Annotated in this window: 23 protein-coding genes and 2 pseudogenes; 17 read left to right on the plus strand and 8 right to left on the minus strand. The window is 61.9% G+C overall.

Translation table 11 applies throughout. From position 1 onward, the window contains the following. Positions 1-82: 82 nt before the first annotated feature. The 3 genes from FJ970_RS19070 (at position 83) to FJ970_RS19080 (ending at position 2,724) form a co-directional block, all read left to right on the plus strand. Positions 83-1,711, plus strand: coding sequence for a DNA alkylation response protein (locus FJ970_RS19070; protein WP_140757491.1), 1,629 nt, complete (start codon positions 83-85; stop codon positions 1,709-1,711). Positions 1,712-1,834: 123 nt separating this feature from the next. Then, a complete protein-coding gene (locus FJ970_RS19075; RefSeq protein ID WP_140757490.1) occupies positions 1,835-2,383 on the plus strand; it encodes a hypothetical protein in 549 nt (182 codons plus the stop codon). Further along, complete coding sequence (locus FJ970_RS19080; protein WP_140757489.1) at positions 2,383-2,724, plus strand: DUF6105 family protein; 342 nt, start codon at positions 2,383-2,385, stop codon at positions 2,722-2,724. Before FJ970_RS19075 ends, FJ970_RS19080 begins: the two co-directional genes overlap by 1 nt. Here the strand turns inward: FJ970_RS19080 and ruvX are convergent. Beyond that, positions 2,642-3,148 carry a Holliday junction resolvase RuvX gene (gene ruvX / locus FJ970_RS19085; RefSeq protein WP_140757488.1) on the minus strand — a complete coding sequence of 169 codons (507 nt, stop codon included), beginning with the start codon at positions 3,146-3,148 and terminating at the stop codon, positions 2,642-2,644. The genes FJ970_RS19080 and ruvX overlap by 83 nt on opposite strands. A 124-nt stretch (positions 3,149-3,272) precedes the next feature. Here ruvX and FJ970_RS19090 point away from each other — a divergent pair, with 124 nt between their 5' ends. From FJ970_RS19090 to FJ970_RS19115, 6 genes and pseudogenes are all read left to right on the plus strand, one after another. Beyond that, entirely contained in the window at positions 3,273-3,980 is a 708-nt protein-coding gene (locus FJ970_RS19090; protein ID WP_140757487.1) for a metal-dependent hydrolase, read from the plus strand. 24 nt (positions 3,981-4,004) lie between these two features. Next, a pseudogene (locus FJ970_RS19095) lies at positions 4,005-4,363 on the plus strand (hypothetical protein). A gap of 88 nt (positions 4,364-4,451) precedes the next feature. Beyond that, positions 4,452-4,739: an Asp-tRNA(Asn)/Glu-tRNA(Gln) amidotransferase subunit GatC gene (gene gatC / locus FJ970_RS19100; protein WP_140757486.1), complete on the plus strand. Its 288-nt coding sequence runs from the start codon at positions 4,452-4,454 to the stop codon at positions 4,737-4,739. A 7-nt stretch (positions 4,740-4,746) separates the two neighbouring features. After that, the gene (locus tag FJ970_RS19105) at positions 4,747-5,202 is read left to right on the plus strand and encodes a GNAT family N-acetyltransferase (RefSeq protein WP_140757485.1); all 456 of its coding nucleotides are present in this window, start codon (positions 4,747-4,749) and stop codon (positions 5,200-5,202) included. After that, complete coding sequence (locus FJ970_RS19110) at positions 5,202-6,767, plus strand: amidase (protein WP_140757484.1); 1,566 nt, start codon at positions 5,202-5,204, stop codon at positions 6,765-6,767. The genes FJ970_RS19105 and FJ970_RS19110 overlap by 1 nt, the downstream gene beginning before the upstream one ends. 110 nt (positions 6,768-6,877) lie before the next feature. Then, a complete protein-coding gene (locus FJ970_RS19115) occupies positions 6,878-7,675 on the plus strand; it encodes a YdcF family protein (protein WP_140757483.1) in 798 nt (265 codons plus the stop codon). Here FJ970_RS19115 and FJ970_RS19120 read toward each other — a convergent pair. Further along, complete coding sequence (locus FJ970_RS19120; protein ID WP_140757482.1) at positions 7,624-8,367, minus strand: DUF599 domain-containing protein; 744 nt, start codon at positions 8,365-8,367, stop codon at positions 7,624-7,626. The two genes, FJ970_RS19115 and FJ970_RS19120, sit on opposite strands and share 52 nt — an antisense overlap. 169 nt (positions 8,368-8,536) lie before the next feature. On the opposite strand from FJ970_RS19120, the gene FJ970_RS19125 reads away from it, so the two are divergent. The 3 genes from FJ970_RS19125 (at position 8,537) to FJ970_RS19135 (ending at position 11,429) form a co-directional block, all read left to right on the plus strand. After that, positions 8,537-9,940 carry an L-serine ammonia-lyase gene (locus FJ970_RS19125; RefSeq protein ID WP_140757481.1) on the plus strand — a complete coding sequence of 468 codons (1,404 nt, stop codon included), beginning with the start codon at positions 8,537-8,539 and terminating at the stop codon, positions 9,938-9,940. A 76-nt stretch (positions 9,941-10,016) separates the two neighbouring features. Further along, positions 10,017-10,454 (plus strand): DUF1489 family protein, encoded by a 438-nt coding sequence (locus tag FJ970_RS19130; RefSeq protein WP_140757480.1) that lies wholly within the window; start codon positions 10,017-10,019, stop codon positions 10,452-10,454. 273 nt (positions 10,455-10,727) lie between these two features. After that, positions 10,728-11,429, plus strand: coding sequence for a DnaJ domain-containing protein (locus FJ970_RS19135; RefSeq protein WP_140757479.1), 702 nt, complete (start codon positions 10,728-10,730; stop codon positions 11,427-11,429). A 47-nt stretch (positions 11,430-11,476) separates the two neighbouring features. On the opposite strand, the gene FJ970_RS19140 is transcribed toward FJ970_RS19135, so the two are convergent. Beyond that, the gene (locus FJ970_RS19140; protein ID WP_140757478.1) at positions 11,477-12,898 is read right to left on the minus strand and encodes a D-alanyl-D-alanine carboxypeptidase; all 1,422 of its coding nucleotides are present in this window, start codon (positions 12,896-12,898) and stop codon (positions 11,477-11,479) included. A 297-nt stretch (positions 12,899-13,195) separates the two neighbouring features. Between FJ970_RS19140 and FJ970_RS19145 the strand changes: the two genes are divergently transcribed. From FJ970_RS19145 to FJ970_RS19160, 4 genes and pseudogenes are all read left to right on the plus strand, one after another. Further along, on the plus strand, positions 13,196-13,525 hold the full coding sequence (locus tag FJ970_RS19145) for a phasin family protein (RefSeq protein ID WP_095774324.1): 330 nt from the start codon (positions 13,196-13,198) through the stop codon (positions 13,523-13,525). 274 nt (positions 13,526-13,799) lie between these two features. Beyond that, positions 13,800-14,129, plus strand: coding sequence for an ATP-dependent Clp protease adapter ClpS (gene clpS, locus FJ970_RS19150; RefSeq protein ID WP_010909565.1), 330 nt, complete (start codon positions 13,800-13,802; stop codon positions 14,127-14,129). A gap of 6 nt (positions 14,130-14,135) precedes the next feature. After that, on the plus strand, positions 14,136-16,604 hold the full coding sequence (gene clpA, locus FJ970_RS19155) for an ATP-dependent Clp protease ATP-binding subunit ClpA (RefSeq protein WP_140757477.1): 2,469 nt from the start codon (positions 14,136-14,138) through the stop codon (positions 16,602-16,604). A 123-nt stretch (positions 16,605-16,727) separates the two neighbouring features. Then, a pseudogene (locus FJ970_RS19160) lies at positions 16,728-16,928 on the plus strand (phosphotransferase-like protein); the annotation flags it as partial. Here FJ970_RS19160 and FJ970_RS19165 read toward each other — a convergent pair. From FJ970_RS19165 to FJ970_RS19185, 5 genes are all read right to left on the minus strand, one after another. Then, positions 16,883-18,139, minus strand: a complete 1,257-nt coding sequence (locus FJ970_RS19165) for a phosphatase PAP2 family protein (RefSeq protein WP_140757476.1) — start codon at positions 18,137-18,139, stop codon at positions 16,883-16,885. The pseudogene FJ970_RS19160 and the gene FJ970_RS19165 overlap by 46 nt on opposite strands. Positions 18,140-18,255: 116 nt before the next feature. Continuing rightward, positions 18,256-18,687, minus strand: coding sequence for an HIT family protein (locus FJ970_RS19170; protein WP_140757475.1), 432 nt, complete (start codon positions 18,685-18,687; stop codon positions 18,256-18,258). Between the two features lie 174 nt (positions 18,688-18,861). Then, the gene (locus FJ970_RS19175) at positions 18,862-20,076 is read right to left on the minus strand and encodes a GNAT family N-acetyltransferase (RefSeq protein ID WP_140757474.1); all 1,215 of its coding nucleotides are present in this window, start codon (positions 20,074-20,076) and stop codon (positions 18,862-18,864) included. A 55-nt stretch (positions 20,077-20,131) separates the two neighbouring features. Then, on the minus strand, positions 20,132-20,860 hold the full coding sequence (locus FJ970_RS19180) for a glycerophosphodiester phosphodiesterase (RefSeq protein WP_140757473.1): 729 nt from the start codon (positions 20,858-20,860) through the stop codon (positions 20,132-20,134). Positions 20,861-20,870: 10 nt separating this feature from the next. After that, a complete protein-coding gene (locus tag FJ970_RS19185) occupies positions 20,871-21,338 on the minus strand; it encodes a RidA family protein (protein ID WP_140757472.1) in 468 nt (155 codons plus the stop codon). Positions 21,339-21,476: 138 nt separating this feature from the next. Here FJ970_RS19185 and FJ970_RS19190 point away from each other — a divergent pair, with 138 nt between their 5' ends. Continuing rightward, positions 21,477-22,307, plus strand: coding sequence for a cell envelope integrity EipB family protein (locus FJ970_RS19190; protein WP_140757471.1), 831 nt, complete (start codon positions 21,477-21,479; stop codon positions 22,305-22,307). Positions 22,308-22,343 lie beyond the last annotated feature (36 nt).

The raw sequence follows: 22,343 nt of genomic DNA on the forward strand, positions 1-22,343 counted from the left end.
GGCTATATCTAGCCGATGGCCTCGGATTCGAGGCTTTCCGACGATAGGGCCTTTCCAGAAGGATTGGCTAGAAGGATTGGGCGTGACCGACGACGTGACGAACCAGCCGCCGCCGCTGACGGGAGGCAACGCCTGGCGAGGCGATCCGCTGCTGATCCAGCTTGCCGAGCGCTTCTCGGATCCGGTGCGCAAGGATCTCGACGGGCTTGGCCGCTTCGTACTCACGCAAGAAGCGCAGGAACTGGCGCGTCTCGCCAATGTCGAGACGCCGAAACTCAGGACGCACGATCGCCAGGGACGGCGCATCGACCTGGTCGAATTCCATCCTGCCTACCACGCCCTGATGCGCCGTTCGGTGGCCAACGGTCTGCACTCTTCTATCTGGGAAAATGGCGATGCCGAGATCGGCCGCCGCCATCAAGTGCGGGCCGCCCGTTTCTACCTGACCGCCGAACTCGAGACCGGACACCTTTGCCCCATCACCATGACCAGCGCCTCGCTGGCGGCATTGATGGCCAGCCCGAAACTGTTTCGCGAATGGGCGCCGCGCGTGACGACGCGCAAATACGACCAGAGCCAAAAGCCGCCGGTCGAGAAGACCGGACTGACGCTCGGCATGGGCATGACCGAGAAACAGGGCGGCACGGATGTGCGTGCCAATGTGACCAGGGCCGAACGCGTCGGAAGCGGGTTCTACCGCCTGACGGGGCACAAATGGTTCATGTCGGCGCCGATGTCGGATGCCTTCCTGGTGCTGGCGCAGGCGCCGGAGGGGCTGTCGTGCTTCCTGGTGCCACGCGTGCTCGGTGACGGGTCGGGCAATGGCTTTCGCTTCCAGCGGCTGAAGGACAAGCTCGGCAACCGCTCCAACGCGTCTTCCGAAGTCGAGTTCGTCAATGCCATCGGCGAGATGGTCGGCGAGCCCGGCGCCGGCGTCAAGACGATCATGGACATGGTGACGCTGACCCGGCTCGACTGCGCGGTGGCGTCTTCGGCGATCATGCGGGCGGGGCTGGCCGAAGCGATCCATCATGCCCGCCATCGCCAGGTGTTCGGGACCAACCTGATCGAGCAACCGCTTATGCAGCGCGTGCTGGCCGACATGGCGCTCGATGTCGCCGCGGCGACCGCGCTGTCATTCCGGCTGGCGCGTTCCTTCGACGAGGCGGCGAGCGATCGCGGCGAGGCGGCGTTCGCCCGCGCCATGACGCCGGTCGTCAAATACTGGGTCTGCAAGATCGCGCCGCCGCTGCTTTACGAGGCGATGGAGTGCCTTGGCGGCAATGGCTATGTCGAGGAAGCGCCGCTCGCCCGCTATTACCGTGAAGCGCCTGTCAACGCGATCTGGGAAGGATCGGGCAATGTCATGGCGCTCGATGTGCTGCGCGTGCTTGGCCGCGCGCCGGGCCTTTTCGACGAGGTGCTGGGCGGCATCGACCGCGACCTCGGCACCGGCGGGCGCGGCACGATCGGTGTTCTGAAGGCGGCCATGCAGGTCGCTTCGACAGACGAGGGCTCGGCCCGGCTGCTGACGGAACAACTCGCACTGTCGGCGGCGGCCGCCGAGTTGCGCCGGCTGGGGGCAGGGCGGATCGCCGATGCTTTCGTCGAGACGCGGCTCGCGGGCCAATGGCGCAATACCTACGGTATGCTCGATTCGCGTCACGATGCGCGCATGATCATCGATACGCTCTATCCGCCGGTGAATTGACGACGAAGCCATTCATCGTCCGATGACGTAATCTTGGCCGGCGCCGTTAACCTTAACAAATGGTTTCCATTGCGGCGACGAACCGCAAAGCCCACTGTCATTCCTGTCGAAGCAGGAATCACGATGCGACACGTATTGACCTCCTTTCTGTCGGTGCACTGGGCGATCGTTTTCGCTCTGCTCGCGCTGATCTGTATCGATGGAAATCGAGGTGTGGCGGCGGCTCTTGGCGTACTCGGCGTCGCCGTCCAAAGCGCCCGATTGATCAATCTGGAGAACATCGTCGTGGTCGCTCCGCTGGCAACCGCATTGCTGGTCGTGGCGGTGCTGTTCTTCTGGGCCTTCGTCGATACGCTGATCAACGACGCGTCCAGCCCGGGCGCCGACAGCGTCGTTCGCATCGCCTTTATTTCTGCTTCGGGCGTGATGTCGATGATCCTGATCGGCGGCGCGGCCCAAGGCATCGACGGCCTGTTCATGGTGGTGGCCGTGCAATTGGCCGCACTTCTGGCCTCCTATGTCGCGATGCTCGCCGAACGGCGTTCGGTGGCTGCGTTGGATGAGGACGATTTCCACGCCACGGCTCACAGCATGGCAAAGGCCGCGGCGCATAATTCACTGCTCTCCCTGATATCGGGCAGGACCGGGCCGAACGGCAAGGTAGGTCGCTGATGCGCTACATCTTCGCATTGTGGGCGGGCCCGATGGCGCTGTTCTGGGGCTGGTTCTACCTGTCGCTCAACGACATGAATTTCGGCTATGTGATGCTCACCCGGCAGCTGCACGATTTCGTGTTCCAGCTCTATGGCCAGCTGCTCGGCATCGATCCGGCAATCATCCCCGGCATGGTGGCAAAAGCCTGCGTGTTCGATGGCTTGCTGCTTGTTGCGATATGGGTGTTTCGCAGGCGTCGCGAGATTTTGGGCTGGATCAGGCGCCGCTGGACGGGTCCGGTTCCGTTCGATCGGCTGCGTCGAGCGACTGAAGCCGGTCCAAAACTCCCTGCAGAATAAAGGCGGCTGCCGCCGAATCGATCTTGCCGGCGCGCTTGGCGCGAGAGAAGTCCATTTCGATCAGAGTCCGTTCGGCCGCGACCGTCGATAGCCGCTCATCCCAGAACACGAAGGGCAGGTCGCTCAGTTGCGCCATGTTGCGCACGAAGGCGCGCGATTTCTGTGCGCGTGGGCCCTCGGATCCGTCCATGTTGATCGGCAGTCCGATCGCCACCGCGCCGACATTTTCTTTCTCCAGTAAGGCCAAAAGGACGGCGGCGTCGAGCGAGAATTTCTTTCTGAGTATGACCGGGCGGGGATGAGCGAAGGAGAAACCGCGGTCGGAAACCGCGACGCCGATCGTCTTGTCGCCGAGATCGAGCCCTGCCAGGGTCCTGCCGCCGGTGAGCCGTGCCGGCAATTGCTCAATCGTGATGACGGCCAACGGTTTTCCCTCGTCTTTTCGGTAGCACGCGTCTTTTCGGATACGCGGCGGACACTATACCCTTTGATATCGGGGCTATCGGCGTTCTATCGTCTGGCTCGGCAAAAATCGAGGAAATGCATTCATGAAACTGACCTGGTACGGCCACTCGGCCTTCCGCATCGAAACCGGTGCCGCGAAAATCCTGATCGACCCCTATCTGATCGGCAACCCGTCCTGGACGGGCGATTGGGAAGGGCCGGCCGAAGGGATCACGCATGTTCTTTTGACACACGGGCATAGCGACCACATCAGCGGCGCGCTAGAAGTGCTCGGCAAGAGCGGCGCCCAACTGGTCGCCAATTTCGAGATCTGCATGTACCTCGTCGGCAAGGGCGTCAGCGACAAGAAGATCAATCCCGGCAACATTGGCGGCACGGTCGATTGTGGCCGCTTCACCACCACCTTCGTCCAGGCGCTGCACTCCTCCTCGTTTGGCGAAGACGGCGGCAAGAACGTCTATCTCGGCAATCCGGGCGGACTGGTTCTGCATTTCCCGGAAGACAGGACGCTCTACCACATGGGCGATACCGACATCTTTTCCGACATGGCGCTGATCAACGAACTGCATGAGCCCAAGATCGGCGTTGTTCCGATCGGCGACCGTTTCACCATGGGCGGCGCGGTGGCAGCCCTTGCCTGCCGCCGCTTCTTCAAGTTCGACACGGTTGTCCCTTGCCACTTCGGCACGTTTCCAATGATCGATCCGACGGCTGAGAAATTCGAAGCCGGCATGGAAGGATCCGGTGTCAAGGTCGCATTGCCGAAGATTGGTGAAACGATAACCATCTAGAAACAACGAAAACAGAACAAATCCATGGCGTTGTGGCGATCTCTTTGCGTATCGATGGTTGTCGCGGCGTCGCCCGCGCTCGCCGCCGATGAATTCATCGAAGGCGTCTATCTGCAGTCCGAGGAGCTTTGCGCGCAGGCCAGGAAGGACACGCTGCAGACGCTGATCGATACCGGCAACATCGTGCTTTCGAAGAATGGCCTGCAAGGCGCGGAATACAATGCGAATTCGTTCATGTCAGCAAGGCGACGCGTGTCCTGTCGGTAACGCGGATCAGGCCGACGCACCTCGATCTCGTCTCGGTCCGGCCCATCGACGATGAAAGCGAGGCGAGCCGCAACAGCGGCAGCTATTATCTGTGCGAGGGTGTTGCCCTGCCATGAAGCTGTTTGCCCGATTGTCGGCCGGCGCATGTTGCGCGCCGCGCGCCGCGCCGCTATAGCCCGGACTGGTTTTCCCCGAGGCAAATACATGTCCGTTGATGTCAAGACAGTGAAGCGCGTCGCGCATCTCGCCCGCATCGCCGTGAGCGAAGAGGATGCCGAGCGCATGACCGGCGAGTTGAACGCCATACTGGGCTTCGTCGAACAGTTGAACGAGGTCAATGTTTCCGGCGTCGAACCAATGACCTCGGTGACGCCGATGGAGATGAAGAAGCGCGGGGATGTTGTCACCGACGGCAACAAGGCGGCCGAAATCGTCGCCAACGCACCGGCGACCGACGAGAATTTCTTCCTCGTGCCGAAGGTCGTGGAGTAAGGCGCCGATGGCAATCGAGATCGCCATCGAGACGCCGCTGCAGGATGACGTGCGCGGCCTAGTCAGGGAACTCAACGAAACCTTGCTCGAGTTGACGCCGCAGGAGCATTGCTACCATTTGACGGTCGAGCAGATGGCGGGCCAGGACACGACGGTTTTCATCGCTCGCGACAATGGTATCGCCGTTGGGTGTGGCGCCTTGAAGCGGCATGGTGATGCCACAGGCGAGGTGAAACGCATGTACACGCGGCCGTCGCATCGCGGTCAGCGGATCGGCGCCAGGATTGTGGAACGCGTTGAAGCCTTGGCGCGCGACGAAGGGTTGAAGCGGCTGGTGCTGGAAACCGGCGATCGCCATCCCGCCGCCTGGACCGTCTATGAACGTGCCGGGTTCTCGCGTTGCGGCCCGGTGCTGGATTATCCCGATACCGAGTGGTCGGTGTTTTACGAAAAGAGCCTTTGATGAGCGACCTGACCCATCTGACGATTTCGCAGGCCCGCGCCAAGCTGCGCGCCAAGGAGATCACCGCGACCGAGATCACCGAGGCCTATCTCTTGGCGATCGATCGCGCCAATCCGGCGCTCAATGCCTATGTCGCGGTGACCGGCGACAAGGCGCGCGACATGGCCAAGGCGTCGGATGCCAGGCTGCTCAAGGGCGAGGGCGGTGCGCTGGAAGGCATTCCGCTCGGGATCAAGGATCTGTTCGGTACCAAAGGCGTCCATACCCGGGCCTGCAGCCACGTGCTCGACGGCTTCGAGCCGCGCTACGAATCGACCGTCACGTCCAATCTGTGGGCCGACGGCGCGGTCATGCTGGGCAAGCTCAACATGGACGAATTCGCCATGGGCTCGTCCAACGAGACCTCCTACTATGGCCCGGTCATCAACCCGTGGCGGCGTTCGCGCGTCGATACGGTGGTGATTCCGACGACGCATCAGGGTGATGGCGGCTTCGTGTCGGCCGGTGGCACGAAAACCCAGCGCAGCCTCGACAATGCACAGCTGGTGCCGGGCGGCTCTTCCGGCGGTTCGGCGACCGCCGTATCAGCCTTCCTTTGCGCCGGTGCGACGGCGACCGACACCGGCGGCTCGATCCGCCAGCCGGCCGCTTTCACCGGCACGGTCGGCATCAAGCCGACCTATGGCCGCTGCTCGCGCTGGGGCATCGTCGCCTTCGCCTCGTCGCTAGACCAGGCCGGGCCGATCGCCCGCGACGTGCGCGACGCCGCGATCCTGCTCAAGTCGATGGCCTCGGTCGATCCGAAGGACACGACGTCAGTCGACAGGCCGGTGCCGGACTACGAGGCTGCGATCGGCAAGCCGATCAGGGGCATGAAGGTCGGCGTTCCCAAGGAATACCGCGTCGAAGGCATGCCGGAGGAGATCGAGGCCCTGTGGCAGAAGGGCATTGCCTGGCTCAGGGATGCCGGCGCCGAGATCGTCGACATCTCCCTGCCGCACACCAAATACGCGCTGCCGGCCTATTACATCGTGGCACCCGCGGAAGCTTCGTCCAATCTCGCCCGCTATGACGGCGTCCGCTACGGCTTGCGCGTGCCGGGCAAGGACATCGTCGAGATGTACGAGAAGACCCGCGCCGCCGGCTTTGGCCGCGAGGTCAAGCGCCGCATCATGATCGGCACCTATGTGCTGTCCGCCGGCTACTACGACGCCTACTATCTGCAGGCTCAGAAGGTGCGCAATCTGATCAAGCGCGACTTCGAAAACGTCTTCGCTGCCGGCGTCGATGTCATCCTGACCCCGGCGACACCGTCCGCCGCCTTCGGCATCGCCGACGAGGACATGGCCGCCGATCCGGTCAAGATGTATCTCAACGACATTTTCACGGTCACCGTGAACATGGCCGGCCTGCCGGGCATCGCCGTGCCCGCCGGGCTCGATCCCAAGGGATTGCCGCTCGGCCTGCAGCTGATCGGCAGGCCGTTCGAGGAAGAGACATTGTTCCAGACCGCCGCCGTCATCGAGCAGGCGGCCGGCATATTCCAGCCGGAGAAGTGGTGGTAAGGGCATCGCTCGCCTGACGCATGATCCCGAGAATCGCGATCGATTCCCCGGAGGGGGCCATGCGCAAAACTAAAGTATTACGGCGTCCTTGACGCTGTAGGGGTTGAGCGATGTTCTACTATCTTTCCAAGATCTTCTGGTTCTTCGTCCAGCCGCTCAACCTCACGATCTTCCTGCTTTTGGCGGGGCTGATCGCCGGGATCATCGGCCGGCGGCGACTTGCCGTCACCGGCAGCGTGCTGGCGTTTGCGATCCTTGCGCTATCGGCCTGGACGTCGCTCGGCGCCATGATGCTCATTCCGCTGGAAGAACGCTTTCCCAAGCCGCCGCTACCGGAGAAGGTAGATGGCATCGTCGTGCTCGGCGGCGGCTTCGAAGGCGCCATCAACCTCGCGCGTCGCGGCTACGAATTGAACAGCAGCGGCGACCGTATGGTCGAGACCGCAATCCTCGCCCGGCGCTTCCCTCGGGCAAAAGTGGTGGTATCAGGCGGAAACGGCTCGCTTTTCCTCGATGGCGAAGGTGATGCCGACACCGCGCCGCGCCTGCTCGGCTCGCTCGGCGTTTCGGCAGATCGTCTCGTCCTTGAGGACAAGTCCCGCAACACCTACGAGAATGCGGTCTTCAGCCGCGAACTGGTCAAACCCAAACCGGGCGAAACATGGCTACTGGTGACGTCGGCCTTTCATATGCCGCGCGCCAAGGGGCTATTCGACAAGGCCGGTTTTCCAACCATTCCATGGCCGGTCGACTATCGCACCACGGGGAAGGAAGGCGTCGGCTTCTTTCGCGATAATGCGGCCGATTCGCTTGAGAACACGACCATTGCCGTTCGTGAGTGGATCGGACTTTTCGCCTATTGGCTTTCCGGGCGCATCGATGAGCCGTTTCCGGCGCCGGGCGGCTGACCGATGACGGCGCGCCGCGCCGCCGAGAAGAACTGGCGCCGCACCAGCACGGCGAGCAGCAGAAGCGTCGACAGCACGAACACCACCGGATCGACGAACCAGCCGAGATAGCCGATCGAGAAGAACACGCCGCGCAAGCCCGAGTTGAAATGCTTGCCGGCCAGCATGTTCATTTGCGTCGCGCGCCACACAGCCGTTTGCGTGACCGGATTGCGCGAGGCTTCGCCATGCGGGATCGGCACCGCGCCGATCAGGATCGAACAGTAGTTGAACAGCCTGTAGGCCCAGCCGAATTTGAAGAAGGAAAAGGCTAGGATCAGCACAAGTCCCAGCACCTTGATCTGAAAGGCCGAGCGCGACGGCGCGCCGCCCAAGGGCAGGGTGCTCAGCACCTCAAGCACCCGGTCGGACGCGCCAAGCAGGGCGAAACAGCCGCCGAGTGCGATCAGCGAACTGGAGGCGAAGAAGGCGGTTCCTTGCTGCAGGCCGCTCATGATGGCGGTGTCGACGATGCGGATCTCGCGCTCGGCCATGGTGCGCATCCAGGCCTCGCGCTGCGCATTCATGGCGGTCGTCAGCGACATGCGGCTTACCAGCTTGCCGTCGGAAGCGAGCGTGTGCAGCACCCATACGAGGACGAAAAAGCCCAGCGCCGCGAGATCGGCCGTCGAAAGGTAGGAGGAATCGCCCATAGGGTGAATTTATCACATCTTGATCGCTTCGATCGCCCCCGCAGCGTCGGGCAATCAATGTCGCTGCCGGAGCAAACAAGGTCGGCAGGTGCTGCGCCGCGATCGTCAAAAGAGCGGAAACATCCCGGGAATTCCTATATGTAGTCCTCGACGTGATCCAGGAGACAGCGTGTTCCTTTCGGTTTTCGACCTGTTCAAGATCGGCATCGGCCCCTCGAGCTCGCATACGATGGGGCCGATGACGGCTGCGCGGCGCTTCCTCGACGAGGTCGCGGGCGACGACTGGCCGCGCCCCGCCGGCGCCAAGGTCGACCGCATCGGCGCCAGCCTGCATGGCTCGCTCGCCTATACCGGCATCGGCCATGGCAGCGACCGTGCCGTGATTCTCGGCCTTGCCGGTCAGACGCCGCAAACGGTCGACCCTGACCAGGCCGACGGCATCATCAGCCGCATCACCGCCGACAAGCTGGTTTCACCGCCCGGCCACCCATCCTACCATTTCGATCCGGCCACCGATCTGGTACTCGACCGCAAGACACCGCTCACCGGTCATGCCAATGGCATGGCGTTTTATGCCTACGACGCCGTCGGCCGGTTGCTGCTCAAGCGCATCTACTATTCGATCGGCGGTGGCTTCGTGGTTTCGGAGGAAGAGCTGCAGCGGATGAAGGCCAAGGGCTCGGTCACGACCGAGGGCAAGAAAGTGCCGTATCCCTTCAAGAACGCGGTCGAGATGCTGAAGATGGCGGCCAGGAGCGGCCTGTCCATCGCCGACATGAAGCGCACCAACGAGGAGACGCAGATGTCGCGCGAGGCGCTCGACGCCGGTCTCGACGCTATCTGGGACGCGATGAAGGGCTGCATCGACCGCGGCCTGTCGCAGGACGGCATCATGCCGGGCGGGCTGAAGGTGCGGCGACGTGCCAGACAGCTCCATGACAAGCTGCAGGAGCAGTGGCAGCAGAACCGGCCGAATCCGCTGCTAGCCAATGACTGGCTGTCGATCTATGCGATGGCCGTCAACGAGGAGAATGCGGCCGGCGGGCGTGTCGTCACCGCGCCGACCAACGGTGCTGCCGGCACGCTGCCGGCAGTGCTGCGCTACTGGCTGCATTTCCATCCCGAGGCGGACCAGCCGAGCATTCGCGACTTCCTGCTGACGGCCGCGGCGGTCGGCGGCATCATCAAGTCCAATGCGTCGATCTCCGGCGCCGAAGTCGGCTGCCAGGGCGAGGTGGGCTCAGCCTCGGCGATGGCAGCCGCAGGCCTGTGCGCCGTCATGGGCGGCACGCCCGAACAGGTCGAGAATGCCGCCGAAATCGCGCTCGAACATCATCTCGGCATGACCTGCGATCCGGTCGGCGGGCTGGTCCAGGTGCCGTGCATCGAGCGCAACGCGCTGGGTGCCGTGAAGGCGGTGACGGCCGCCTCCCTGGCGATCAAAGGCGACGGCGTGCATTTCGTGCCGCTCGATGCCGCGATCGAGACCATGCGTCAGACCGGCCTCGATATGAACGAGAAGTACAAGGAAACCAGCCTTGGCGGGCTGGCGGTCAATGTCGTGGAGTGTTGAGGGCTGGCCCAAGCCGGCACTGTGGAGAAGTCCGCCAGGCCGTTGACGTCTCGGCGCCCCGGACTAACCTTGGTGCATGGCTCTCAACCTCCTAAAGCTTTGCGTCGGCTGCGACAGTGTCGAGGATCTCGAAGAGTGGATCGCCTTCCGTCTTGAAGAGCGCCGCCGCGCCGACGAACCAGCCGAACACTGGCACACCACCCGCATGGTGCCGACACGTGGCGACGAGGTCACCGATGGCGGCTCGCTCTACTGGGTGATCAAGGGCAGCGTGCAATGCCGGCAATTGATCACGGAAATCCGGCCGTTCACCGATGACGACGGCATCGGCCGCTGCCATTTGATGCTCGACCCCGAGGTGGTGCGGACCGACTGGCAGCCGCGCCGCGCCTTCCAGGGCTGGCGTTATCTGAAGCCAGCGGACGCCCCGTCCGATCTCGGCAAGGGCAAAGCGGGATTGGTCGAGATGCCGCCGAAACTCAGGCGCGAGCTGGCCGATCTCGGCTTGCTCTAGACATTGAGCGGAAGGATTCCCTGTTTCTGCCCGGACCTTTCTGGCCCTCAATCTTGCCTGGCGCTGGACTTGCAAGCGACGCGACAACGCCACATCTTGAATCATGCGCGATGAACAACCGTCGAAATCGACACAGGCCGCGGCGTTGAAGACGCAGTTCGCATGATGGTCCTCTTCCAGCCCGGGTAAAGGCCATGATTCTGGCGCAGAAAAAGTGTTGAAGGACATCACGCGGCTGTCCAGGCGGACAGGATACCTGCGGGGCGATGGGAAATGTTAGGCGCGATTATCGTTGTGGTGGCGTTGTTGCTGGTGCTCCTGGGGGTAGCCACCGCCTTTCTCCGCGCGGATCCGGCGCAACTCGCAAGCGGGATGAGAACCTTGGGGCCGATCCTGCTGGCGCTGGTCGGCGGCGCCGTGCTCGTGGTCGGGCGTCAAGGCCTCGGCGGCATCATCCTGTTCGTGGCAATCGCCTGGTACGGCGCCACACTTACGCGCCGGCCAAATGCCACGCCAATTGCTGGAAAACGCTCAACCGTGCGGACAGCGGCACTCGAGATGGAACTCGATCATAATACCGGCGGCCTTGAAGGGCTGGTTCTGGCCGGCCGCCACGATGGCAAGATGCTTGGCTCGATGACCCTTGCGGAATTGCAGCATCTCTACCGCGAGCTCTCCGGCGATCCGGAGAGCCGGCAATTGCTAGAGACGTATCTTGACGGCAGATTTCCCGTCTGGCGCAAAAACGCTGAGACGAACGGTGGCGAAGGGCTGGGTATTGCGCCAGGTCCGGGCGCCATGACTAAGGAGGAGGCCTACAAGGTCCTTGGTCTTGAAGCGGGGGCCGCCGCGGCGGATGTCCGCAAGGCGCACCGCCGCCTGATGCAGCGCCTGCACCCCGATATCGGCGGCACGTCTTTCCTGGCGGCGCGGATTAACGAAGCCAAGGACGTCTTGCTCTCCAATCACAACTAGTCTCCTTCGACGCAAAATTTTTCCGGGAGATATCCTTCCACGCCATCCTATTGCTGGACGGCGTAGCACTCGATTTTCTTCTTCTTCAAAGCGGTGCAGGCCTTCCAGGCGGCGTCCTTCGACCCAAAGCCGCCGAAACGTGCGCGGTAGTAGGTGACGCCGTCCTTGTCGAAAGCGACGGTGAAGCCGGAAGCATCGGCCAGCACCTTGGGAGCCTGCTTGGTGGTCTTGTCGAGGAGAGCCTGGGCCTCGGACTGCTTGGGCGAGGAGGCAACCTGGATGGCCCAGCCCGACGGAACCGACGCGGTGCTGACCGGATCAACGGCCGGGGTGGGTTCGGCATAGGCGGCCACGACCTGTGCAGTGGCGACCTTGGGAGCGGAGACGATGACCGTCTTCACCTTCGTTGCCGGGACAACCAGCTTGGGCGCCTCCGCCTCGGCTGTATCCTCGTCCTCGCTGTCGCCCTGGGCAACGGTCGCGTCGTCAGTGACGGCCGTATCGGCTTCCGCCATGGCCACCGGCTTTTCGTCCGGGGTCGGCGCGTCATGCTTGGGCAGGAGAACCTTAGCCAACGCGCTGACGGGATTGCTGTCCGCCTTGGCGATCAGATCGCCGCCACCGCGGGTCGAAGCCCTCGGCAAATAGGTGTTGATCAGGCCTGCCATCTGGTTGTCGCGGCTGCCGCCCGACGTGCCGCCCATGACGACGGCGACAAGGCGGCGGTTGCCGTCATTGACGGACGAGACAAGATTGAAGCCGGAGGCGCGGGTATAGCCGGTCTTGATGCCGTCGACGCCCTTGATGCGCCCGAGCAGGCGGTTGTGGCCATTGATGCGCTGGCGACCGTAGAGAAAGGATCGCTGCGCGAAATAGCCGTAGTACTGGGGAAAATGCTCCCTGAGCGCGATGCCGAGCGTGGCCATGTCGCGCGCCGTGGTGAACTGCCCCGGGTCGGGCAGGCCGTTGGCGTTACGGAAGACGGTGCCGTTCATGCCGAGCTGCCGCGCCTTGGCCGTCATCATGCGGGCGAAATTGGTTTCGTTGCCGCCGAGCATTTCGCCGAGCGCGGTCGCCGAGTCGTTGGCCGACTTGGTGACTATCGACAGGATCGCGGTCTCTACCGCGACCGATCCGCCCGGCTTCACGCCGAGTTTGGTCGGCGCCTCGGCGGATGCATGAGCCGAAAACACGACTGGCGTGTTTCTGCTGATCTTGCCCTTCGCCATCGCTTCGAAGGTCAGATAGAGCGTCATCATCTTGGTCAGCGAGGCAGGATAGCGCCGGCCATCGGCATTGGCCGAGTAGAGCACCTTGCCGGTCTTGGCGTCGACGACGATGGCTGCCGACTTTGCCGCGAGCGACGATGCGGCACCCGCGACGACGAATGTCATCGCCATGGCGAGGATCATGATCGTTTTGAGAGGGGACGCGGATTTGGAAACGATGCCCGACAACGCCTGACGCACTGGTAGTTCCTTTGAATTTCTCGTTGCGCTGGAGGCGGCAAAGGGATCCTGCCTCACTTTCGGCCAAGCTAACGGGGCAGCGTTACCAATCCGTTTATGGTAACCGCCGCGTTCACCATTTTCCGGTGGTTTGAGCCTTCCTTTATTCGAATTTTAGCCATTGGCGTTCGGGTAGTGCCTCCATGCGGGCGAAATGTTGACTTTTTGTGCATCGCACAATATGTTACGTGCGTTGCACAAAACGCCGCCCGGCTAGGGCGCGTCCTATGAACAGGCAACCGTCAAGGGAATCAGGAAATGACCCAGACCTACGAAGATTTCAGCAAATACGGCAAAGAGTTTGCCGACACCGGACTGAAGAGCTTCGCTTCGCTGTCCAAGGGCGCGCAGGCGATCGCCACCGAGGCCGGCGAATACACCAAGAAGAGCTTCGAAGCCGGTAGCGCCGCGTTCGAGAAGCTGTTCTCGGCCAAGTCGCTGGACAAGGCGATCGAGATTCAATCCGACTATGCCAAACAGTCCTACGAGGCGTTCGTCGCCGAGGCCACCAAGATTGGCGACCTCTATGCCGAACTCGCCAAGGAAGCCTACAAGCCGTTCGAATCGATCGTTGCCAAGGCGAAGTAATTTTTGCTCGGGCGGATGATTTCGCCCTGAGAATTCCAGATCCGGCCCTTTGGGCGTGGGAAGGAAACCCGGTCGTGGAAACGCGGCCGGGTTTTTTCATGCCAACGCTTCACGATCGCGAAAATCCGCCAAGTTGGTCACCTAGCCATATTGTCAGCTAACCAGAAGGGCTTAAAATCGTCCATCGAACACCTACATGTGAAACTCGCATGAGGATTCGAAGAGGCAGGACTACGTGACGATCGGTTTGACTGCCACGAGACGAGTGGCGCGGATGCAAAATGGCGGCGGCGACGGCAATGAGGCCGGCCGCGGGACGGCCGTTATCACGCGCACCAAAACCAAGACCAAGAAGCCCAGCCTTTACCGGGTCCTCATCCTCAACGACGACTACACTCCGATGGAGTTCGTGGTTCACGTGCTGGAGCGTTTTTTCCAGAAGGACCGCGAAGCTGCCACACGCATCATGCTTCATGTTCACAATCATGGAGTGGGCGAGTGCGGGGTCTATACATTCGAGGTGGCCGAGACCAAAGTGTCCCAGGTCATGGATTTCGCCCGACAGAATCAGCATCCGCTGCAATGCGTGATGGAGAAGAAGTGAGGTAACATGCCGGCTTTCTCCCAAGGCCTGGAAAAGGCGCTTCATCAAGCGCTGACGCTCGCCAACGAGCGGCACCATGAATATGCAACCCTTGAACACCTGCTGCTCGCGCTGATCGACGACACCGAGGCGGCCGCTGTCATGCGCGCCTGCAACGTCGACCTCGACGAGCTGAAGCATACTGTTCTGACCTACATCGATACCGAGCTCGACAATCTGGTCACCGGCTACGATGAGGATTCCAAACCGACGGCCGGTTTCCAGCGCGTCATCCAGCGCGCGGTGATCCATGTGCAGTCGTCTGGCCGCGAGGAAGTGTCGGGTGCCAACGTGCTCGTCGCCATCTTCGCCGAGCGCGAAAGCCATGCCGCTTATTTCCTGCAGGAACAGCAGATGACCCGCTACGACGCGGTCAACTACATCTCGCATGGCATCGCCAAGCGTCCGGGCGCGTCCGAGAGCCGCACCCCGCGCGGCGCCGATGACGAGCAGGGCGGCCAGAACGGCGCCGAGCCGCAGGAAGAAGGCGGTAAGAAGAAGCAGCAGCAGGACGCGCTGACCGCCTATTGCGTCAACCTCAACAACAAGGCCAAGGCCGGCAAGATCGATCCGCTGATCGGCCGCGAGAGCGAGATCAACCGCACCATCCAGGTGCTGTGCCGTCGCTCCAAGAACAACCCGCTCTATGTCGGTGACCCTGGCGTCGGCAAGACGGCGATCGCCGAAGGCCTGGCCAAGCGCATCGTCGAGGGCGACGTGCCCGAGGTGCTGCACAATGCCACCATCTTCGCGCTCGACATGGGCACGCTTTTGGCCGGCACGCGCTACCGCGGCGATTTCGAGGAGCGGCTGAAACAAGTCGTCAAGGAGCTCGAGGACTATCCGGGCGCAGTGCTGTTCATCGACGAGATCCACACCGTGATCGGCGCCGGCGCGACTTCGGGCGGCGCGATGGATGCGTCGAACCTGTTGAAGCCGGCGCTGTCGTCGGGTGCGATCCGCTGCATTGGTTCGACCACCTACAAGGAATTCCGTCAGTTCTTCGAGAAGGACCGCGCGCTCGTGCGGCGCTTCCAGAAGATCGACGTCAACGAGCCGACCGTCGAGGATGCCATCGAGATCATGAAGGGCCTGAAGCCCTATTATGAAGAATTCCACAAGGTGAAGTTCACCAACGAGGCAATCAAGGCCTCGGTGGAGCTGTCGGCGCGCTACATCAACGACCGCAAGCTGCCGGACAAGGCGATCGACGTGATCGACGAGACCGGCGCCTCGCAGATGCTGGTGCCTGAAGCCAAGCGCAAGAAGACGATCGGCATCAAGGAAATCGAAGCGACGATCGCCACCATGGCGCGCATCCCGCCGAAGACGGTCTCGGCCGATGACGAGAAGGTGCTGCAGGGCCTGGACATCGAGCTCAAGCGCGTCGTCTACGGTCAGGACACCGCCATCACCGCGCTGACCTCGGCGATCAAGCTGGCGCGAGCCGGCCTGCGCGAACCGGAGAAGCCGATCGGCTCCTACCTGTTCTCAGGTCCGACCGGCGTCGGCAAGACCGAAGTCGCCAAGCAACTGGCCGCCTCGCTCGGCGTCGAACTGATCCGTTTCGACATGTCGGAATATATGGAACGCCACACCGTCTCGCGGTTGATCGGCGCCCCTCCCGGCTATGTCGGCTTCGACCAGGGCGGCCTTTTGACCGACGGTGTCGACCAGCATCCGCACTGCGTGCTGCTGCTCGACGAGGTCGAGAAGGCACATCCGGACCTGTTCAACATCCTGTTGCAGGTGATGGACCACGGCAAGCTGACCGACCACAACGGCAAGCAGATCGACTTCCGCAACGTCATCCTGATCATGACCACCAATGCGGGCGCATCCGATGCGCAGCGCGCGGCGATCGGTTTCGGTTCGACCAAGCGCGAAGGCGACGATGTCGAGGCGATCAACCGGCTGTTCACGCCGGAATTCCGCAACCGTCTCGATGCGATCATTCCGTTCGGCTCGCTGCCGGTGCCGGTCATCCATCAGGTGGTGCAGAAGTTCGTCATGCAACTGGAAGCCCAGCTTTCCGAGCGTGGCGTTACCTTCGACCTGTCGCCCGACGCGATCGCCTGGCTCGCCGACAAGGGCTATGACGAACGCATGGGCGCGCGTCCGCTCGGCCGCGTCATCCAGGAGCACATCAAGAAGCCGCTGGCCGACGAAGTGCTGTTCGGCAAGCTCAAGAAGGGCGGCACGGTGCGCGTCACCGTCGAGAAGAAGGAAACCGGCGAGACCGGCCTCAAGCTCGAATCGCTCGCCGACGAGGCGCCGGTGAAGCCGAAGAAGGAAGAGCCGGAAGACGCGCCGAAGCCACCCAAGGCCGTGGCCAGGAAGCCCGCGGCAAAGAAGGTCGTTGCGCAGAAGCCCGAGCCCAAGGGCAAGGACGGCGGTAAGCGCAGCCTCGTACCGCAACTGCCCAGAAAGGGCTGAGCCTGACAAAAAGTCGAAAAGAGCCCCGGAAATGAACTGACCCCCGAAAGTTGGACACAACTTCGGGGGTCAGTTCAAAACGGGGCTTTTTTCATGGAATAATGGGGGTGACGCATGGCCGGTGATCCCGTGCCTTTGCCTGTACGCCTGTGGCAGGAAGAGGTGCACCGGCCTGGCGTGTATGATTTGGAAGTCGATACGTCACGCCTGGATCCGGGGCAATGCGCGGATGCGATCCGCCAGCGGCTTCTGACGGGAATGATGCCGCCGACGGCATTTCAGAGGCTTTCGGATCCGTCCTTTTCCGAGCTCCGGCCTTCCTGATCCATCTGTCCGCAAATGATTTCACGTGGATAAGCGCCATCCGCCATGGCCAGGACATGATCCGGTTGCGGCTTCAAGCGAATGAGTGGGGCGCCGATGTCGGATAGCCCTTCCGAAATCGTGACAGTTCCGGCGTGCGCTCGGGACAATGCTGCGCCAGTGATTTTCCAGATCGCAAGGGCGATGAGGGCGCCGGCGTAGCCGTCAATGGCATAGTGCCAGCCAAGGACCACCGAACCGAGCATGATCAGCGCCGCGAATATCCACATCAAAATGCCAAGGCGGGCGGATAGCCTTGTCGCATGGAGGGCAATGAGCACGGCCGACGCGACATGCATGGAGGGAAATGCCGATATGCCCATGCTGCCCGAAGGCAAGCCCTGATAGCCGCCCCACAGCCTGTCCTGCAGGGACAGAGCCCAGATCGGATATTGCTGATTTGCCGATTGAAGTGCGTCCATCAACGGTTGATAGAGATCGCCAAGGCCGAGCCTGGCGTAGTAGCAAGGGCCGGCGGACGAGAATATCAGGGCAATGCCGAAGCCGCCTATCAGCCATAGCAGCATGAAGCTGAGCAGAAACTGATGGCGCAGTAGGGAATCGCGAGCGGCGGCGATGCTTGAAAAGATCGCCGAGAGCAGCACCACGAACCAAAGATTGTAGCAAAGATTGAGAAAACGAACGGCCTGGGGGCTTTCAACGATCCACCAGACCCATCGGTAGGTAGGGCGGCCGAAATGTAGGCCAACGCTGAATTGTGCAAAGGCCTGGTCCCAGGAGAAAGGCGCCAGCAACGCGATCGCCCCTTTCAGCACCGCGAAGCCGGATACAAAAGCCATGATCGCGACCAGTCCGTTCACGCTGTTGGCGATGCGCCTTTGATCGGACAGCAACTGCCAGAACGAATTCAGGAAAAGGCGGAGTGGCGATGCGGCACCGTCAACAAACGCCAGCCATAACAGCCGGAATGCCGCGTAGACACATCCGGCGATCCACAAATACACCACCAGGTAGAAGCCGTATTCGGCAAGCAGTCCGAAATCCGGCAGGTTGCCGACCCGGGCGCCAATCACGAAACTTAATCCGAGAGTAAACAGGGCGACCGCATGAATAACGCGGTGGCGAAAAAATGATTCGGCCAAAAGACGCAGAAAGGCGCCGCTCGCGCTGGCGTCAGGCTGCCTGCCTATAGTTTCCGAAAGGTCCTGCATCGCCGCCCATCCCTAGCGAAAAGATGCATCGGGAAGGCTTGCAAAGATATGAACAAAGTAATCGCAGGCAGCAATACAGGCGACAAGATGATCCGCCGGTTTATAAAGGATTAAGGTCAGCTCTGGAGGACGCCGCGGATCTTGTCTGCGTTCTGCGCCAGCACTTCCGGATTCTCCATCGCGCCTGTGTGCGGCTTCAGAGGGATGCCGTCGAAACGCGGGACGACATGGACATGCAGGTGATAGACGGTTTGTCCGGATGCAGGCTCATTGAACTGCATGATGGTGACGCCGTCGGCATTGAAAGCCTTCCTGACCGCGCGTGCCACTTTCTGAACGACCACGAAAAGGGGGCCGAATGTCGACGGGTCGGCGTCGAGCAGATTGCGCGACGGCGCTTTCGGCACCACCAGCGTATGGCCCGGTCCTTGCGGCATCACATCCATGAAAGCCACGACGGCTTCGTCCTCGTACACACGCTGCGAGGGTATTTCGCCGCGCAGGATTTTTGCGAAGATGTTGTCGGTGTCATAGGCGGCCTCAGTCATGGTGAACGCTCCGGAGTGTGCCTTGCCCTCCGGTGTAGCGAAGCCGCCTCCGAGCGGCAAGACGAAGCTGCGCTGCGATCAGCCGAGAACGCTTGCGCGTCCATGCCCGAGGCATGGCTTGGTGGATACCTGCCGCAGGGTAAACAGCGTCGGCAGGCGTGTCGAAAAAGCCTGCTATTCCTCGAGATCTTTGCGGAACGGGGTATGTTCTTCCAGATATTCGCCCATCCGCTCCACCTCGCGCCGCTCGCGCCCGAGATAATCGGCGACCGCTTTGCGCAGGCCGGGATGGGCAATGTAGTGCGCCGAATGCATGGTCACCGGCCGGTAGCCGCGCGCCAGCTTGTGCTCGCCTTGCGCGCCTGCTTCGACCACCTTCAGCTTGCGTTCGATGGCGAAGTCGATTGCCTGGTGATAGCAGACCTCGAAATGCAGGTAGGGGTGATCCTCGATGCAGCCCCAGTTGCGGCCGTAGAGCGCGTCGGAGCCGATGAAGTTGATGGCGCCGGCAATGTAGCGCCCGTTGCGTCTGGCCATCACCAGCAGGATGTCGCCCGCCATGCGTTCGCCGATCAGCGAGAAGAACTGGCGGTTCAGGTAGGGGCGGCCCCATTTGCGGCTGCCGGTGTCCATATAGAAGGCGAAGAAGTCGTCCCAGGCCCTTTCGGTCAGGTCCTTGCCGGTCAGCCAGTCGATCGTGATGCCATCGGCAAGCGCTTCGCGCCGTTCCTTCTTCATCGCCTTGCGCTTGCGCGAGGCAAGCGTGGCGAGGAAGTCGTCATAGGTGGAAAAGCCTTCGTTGAAGAAATGGAATTGCTGGTCGGTGCGATGCAGGAAGCCTGCGGCCTCCAGCGTCGCGACGTCGCTCTCCTGCGCGAAAGTGACATGCGCCGAGGATATGCCGAGCTTGTCGGTCACCATTTTGAGCCCGGCGGCAAGCCCCGCCTTGACCGCGTCCTGATCCTCGCCTTTGCCGACCAGCAGGCGAGGGCCGGTGACGGGCGTGAACGGCACGGCACTTTGCAGTTTTGGATAGTAACGGCCGCCGGCGCGCTCGAAGGCATCCGACCAACCGTGATCGAACACATATTCGCCCTGGCTGTGCGATTTGAGATAGCAGGGAACAGCGCCGAGCAGCCTGCCTTGCGCGGTTTCCAGCCGCAGGTGATGGCCCTGCCAGCCGGTGCGCCGCACGGCGCAGCCCGAATCCTCCAAGGCGCTCAAAAAAGCGAATGAAACGAGTGGGTTATATCCGGCTTCCGCGTCGCCGCGCGTGGTACCGGCAAAGCCGTTCCATTCATCGGAGGTAAAGGCTCCTATGCCCGCGGCGATGCGGATCGAATAGTCCGCATTCGCCGTTTGTCCATCGCAGTCGTCGCCCTGATCCATGAGGCTTATTTAAGCTCCATTCGGGCCGCTACAAGTCACGTTTCGGGCACCCTGCTCAGGCGACTTTGACCATGTCGGGCTCGAACCCTTCGAACGTCATCTGGTCGGCATATCTGAAGGTCAGGTCGATCGCCGGCTGGTCATGCACCGTCCAGGTGATGACAGGCATTTTGAGCTTTTCGCGCACGAAGCTGACAAACGGGTTCGGCAGATCGCCGGCGGCGTAGGAGGTAAAGGAGAGTTCGTGCGCCAGCATGGAAAAGTGTGCTTCGATCAGCTTGGCGTCCTTCCCATAGGCAGTCAATCCAGCCGGAATACCGGGCGCGTGCCGGGGGAAATCGCGGATCAGCCAGTGATCGAACGACATGATCGCCGCCTTGCCCTTGTAGCGCTTCAGCATCTTGCCTACGCGCGCCACCAGGCCTTCGTCGCGACCGGGAGTTCCTTTCAGTTCGACGACCATGGGCACACGACCATCGACGAGATCGAGCGTTTCCTGCAGCGTCGGCACGCGATCCGCCGTGCCGCCAACCTTGAGCGCGGTAAGTTCGGCAGCGCTGCGTTGCCAGACGAAACCGTCCCGTCCGGTCAGCCGTTGCAAATCGTCATCATGGATGACGACGGGAACGCCATCCGACGACAGATGCACGTCGCATTCGATCGCGTAGCCGCGTTCGGCCGCGGCGGCGAAGGCGGAAAGCGTGTTTTCCCAGCGCGTCTTGTTCATGTCGTGAAAGCCGCGATGGGCAACCGGCCGGGCAGTCAGCCAGGAGAGGTCGGTCATGTCCGCACCTTCACTCATCGACTTCGAAGATCGCTTCGATCTCCACCGCGGCATTAAGCGGCAGGGAGGCGGTGCCGACGGCGGAGCGTGCGTGCTTGCCGGCTTCGCCAAGCGCGGCAACCAGGAAATCCGAGGCGCCGTTGGCGACCAGATGCTGCTCGACGAAGTCGGGGGCCGACGCCACGAAGACGGTGATCTTGACCAGACGGCGGATCTTCTCGAGGTCGCCAAGTGCCGCCTTGGCTTGCGCCAGGATGTTGATGGCGCAGTATTTCGCCGCGTCCTTGCCGCTTGCCGTGTCGACGTCGCGGCCGAGCAGGCCGCTCGCCTGCAGCTTGCCGTCCTTGAGCGGCAATTGTCCTGCCGTGAACAGCAAGTTGCCGGTCCTGCAATAGGGCACGTAGTTGGCGGCAGGCGCGGCGGCAACAGGAAGTGTGACGCCGAGATCGCTTAGCCGCTTTTCGATTGTTTCACTCATTGCTTTTCCCTATTGCTGGAAGGTGCCGCGCTGGCCGGGCCGAAATTGCTATTTTTGCCTCGCTTCCGCCATGACTTTTTTTAAGCTGGACCATCTTTCCCTGCGGTCTGCCATCAGCCGCGACGATTGGAGTACCTCATGCGCGCATCGCGCCTTGCATTCCACGCCGTTCTGTTGTCGGCGCTCTTCCCCGTGGGCTCCGCTTTTGCCGTACCGGCGCTGCAGGCGCATCGCGCCGTCTACGATCTCACGCTCAAGAAAGCGGATGATCGATCCGGCATCACCGGTATCACCGGCCGTATGGTCTACGAGTTCAACGGCTCCGCCTGCGAGGGCTATACGGTGAAATTCCGTTTCGTCACGCAGATCGCGACCAGCGACAACACGAAGCTGACCGACCAGCAGACCACCACCTTCGAGGATGCGGAAGGCAAGATGTTTTCTTTCGTGACGAAGTCCTTCGTCGACCAGAACCTCGACAAGGAGGTCAAGGGCGTCGCGACCAAGAATGCCAAGGGGCTGAAGGTCGATATCGACAAGCCGGAGAAGAACAGTCTTGAACTCGCTGCCACCCAGTTTCCGACCCAGCATCTGGTCGAGCTGATCGGCAAGGCCGAAAAAGGCGAAACCTTCTACCAGACCAACCTGTTCGACGGCTCGGAGGACGCCAACAAAGTGATGACGACCACGGTTGTCGTCGGCAAGAAGACCGAAGCCGACAAGGCCGATCCGGAAGCGCCGGCACTGGCGAAGCTTGCCACCGACAAATATTGGCCGGTCGACATCGCCTATTTCGACGACAGCGCCCAGAAGGGCGAGGAAGTGCCGGAATACCGGATCAGCTTCAAGCTGCACGAGAACGGCATCACCCGTGATCTCGTCATGGACTATGGCGACTTCTCCATGACCGGCAAGCTGGTCAACCTGTCGCTGTTCGACCAGACAAAGCCTTGTCCGGTATCGAAATAGCAACGATGCGCAACTGAGCTGGCCGCGGCGGGCCTG

Source organism: Mesorhizobium sp. B2-1-8, from assembly GCF_006442545.2.
In the GTDB taxonomy this organism is placed as follows: Bacteria; Pseudomonadota; Alphaproteobacteria; order Rhizobiales; family Rhizobiaceae; genus Mesorhizobium.

Bases quoted from the DNA above. Each gene is read 5' to 3' on its own strand.
- FJ970_RS19165 (WP_140757476.1), bottom strand. From the start codon at position 18,139: ATGCAGGACCTTTCGGAAACTATAGGCAGGCAGCCTGACGCCAGCGCG.
- FJ970_RS19115 (WP_140757483.1), top strand. From the start codon at position 6,878: ATGTTCTACTATCTTTCCAAGATCTTCTGGTTCTTCGTCCAGCCGCTC.
- FJ970_RS19090 (WP_140757487.1), top strand. From the start codon at position 3,273: ATGAAACTGACCTGGTACGGCCACTCGGCCTTCCGCATCGAAACCGGT.
- clpS (WP_010909565.1), top strand. From the start codon at position 13,800: ATGCAAAATGGCGGCGGCGACGGCAATGAGGCCGGCCGCGGGACGGCC.
- FJ970_RS19170 (WP_140757475.1), bottom strand. From the start codon at position 18,687: ATGACTGAGGCCGCCTATGACACCGACAACATCTTCGCAAAAATCCTG.
- FJ970_RS19105 (WP_140757485.1), top strand. From the start codon at position 4,747: ATGGCAATCGAGATCGCCATCGAGACGCCGCTGCAGGATGACGTGCGC.
- FJ970_RS19130 (WP_140757480.1), top strand. From the start codon at position 10,017: ATGGCTCTCAACCTCCTAAAGCTTTGCGTCGGCTGCGACAGTGTCGAG.
- FJ970_RS19175 (WP_140757474.1), bottom strand. From the start codon at position 20,076: ATGGATCAGGGCGACGACTGCGATGGACAAACGGCGAATGCGGACTAT.
- FJ970_RS19120 (WP_140757482.1), bottom strand. From the start codon at position 8,367: ATGGGCGATTCCTCCTACCTTTCGACGGCCGATCTCGCGGCGCTGGGC.
- FJ970_RS19075 (WP_140757490.1), top strand. From the start codon at position 1,835: ATGCGACACGTATTGACCTCCTTTCTGTCGGTGCACTGGGCGATCGTT.
- FJ970_RS19185 (WP_140757472.1), bottom strand. From the start codon at position 21,338: ATGAGTGAAACAATCGAAAAGCGGCTAAGCGATCTCGGCGTCACACTT.
- FJ970_RS19080 (WP_140757489.1), top strand. From the start codon at position 2,383: ATGCGCTACATCTTCGCATTGTGGGCGGGCCCGATGGCGCTGTTCTGG.
- clpA (WP_140757477.1), top strand. From the start codon at position 14,136: ATGCCGGCTTTCTCCCAAGGCCTGGAAAAGGCGCTTCATCAAGCGCTG.
- FJ970_RS19110 (WP_140757484.1), top strand. From the start codon at position 5,202: ATGAGCGACCTGACCCATCTGACGATTTCGCAGGCCCGCGCCAAGCTG.
- gatC (WP_140757486.1), top strand. From the start codon at position 4,452: ATGTCCGTTGATGTCAAGACAGTGAAGCGCGTCGCGCATCTCGCCCGC.
- FJ970_RS19145 (WP_095774324.1), top strand. From the start codon at position 13,196: ATGACCCAGACCTACGAAGATTTCAGCAAATACGGCAAAGAGTTTGCC.
- FJ970_RS19180 (WP_140757473.1), bottom strand. From the start codon at position 20,860: ATGACCGACCTCTCCTGGCTGACTGCCCGGCCGGTTGCCCATCGCGGC.
- FJ970_RS19135 (WP_140757479.1), top strand. From the start codon at position 10,728: ATGTTAGGCGCGATTATCGTTGTGGTGGCGTTGTTGCTGGTGCTCCTG.
- FJ970_RS19190 (WP_140757471.1), top strand. From the start codon at position 21,477: ATGCGCGCATCGCGCCTTGCATTCCACGCCGTTCTGTTGTCGGCGCTC.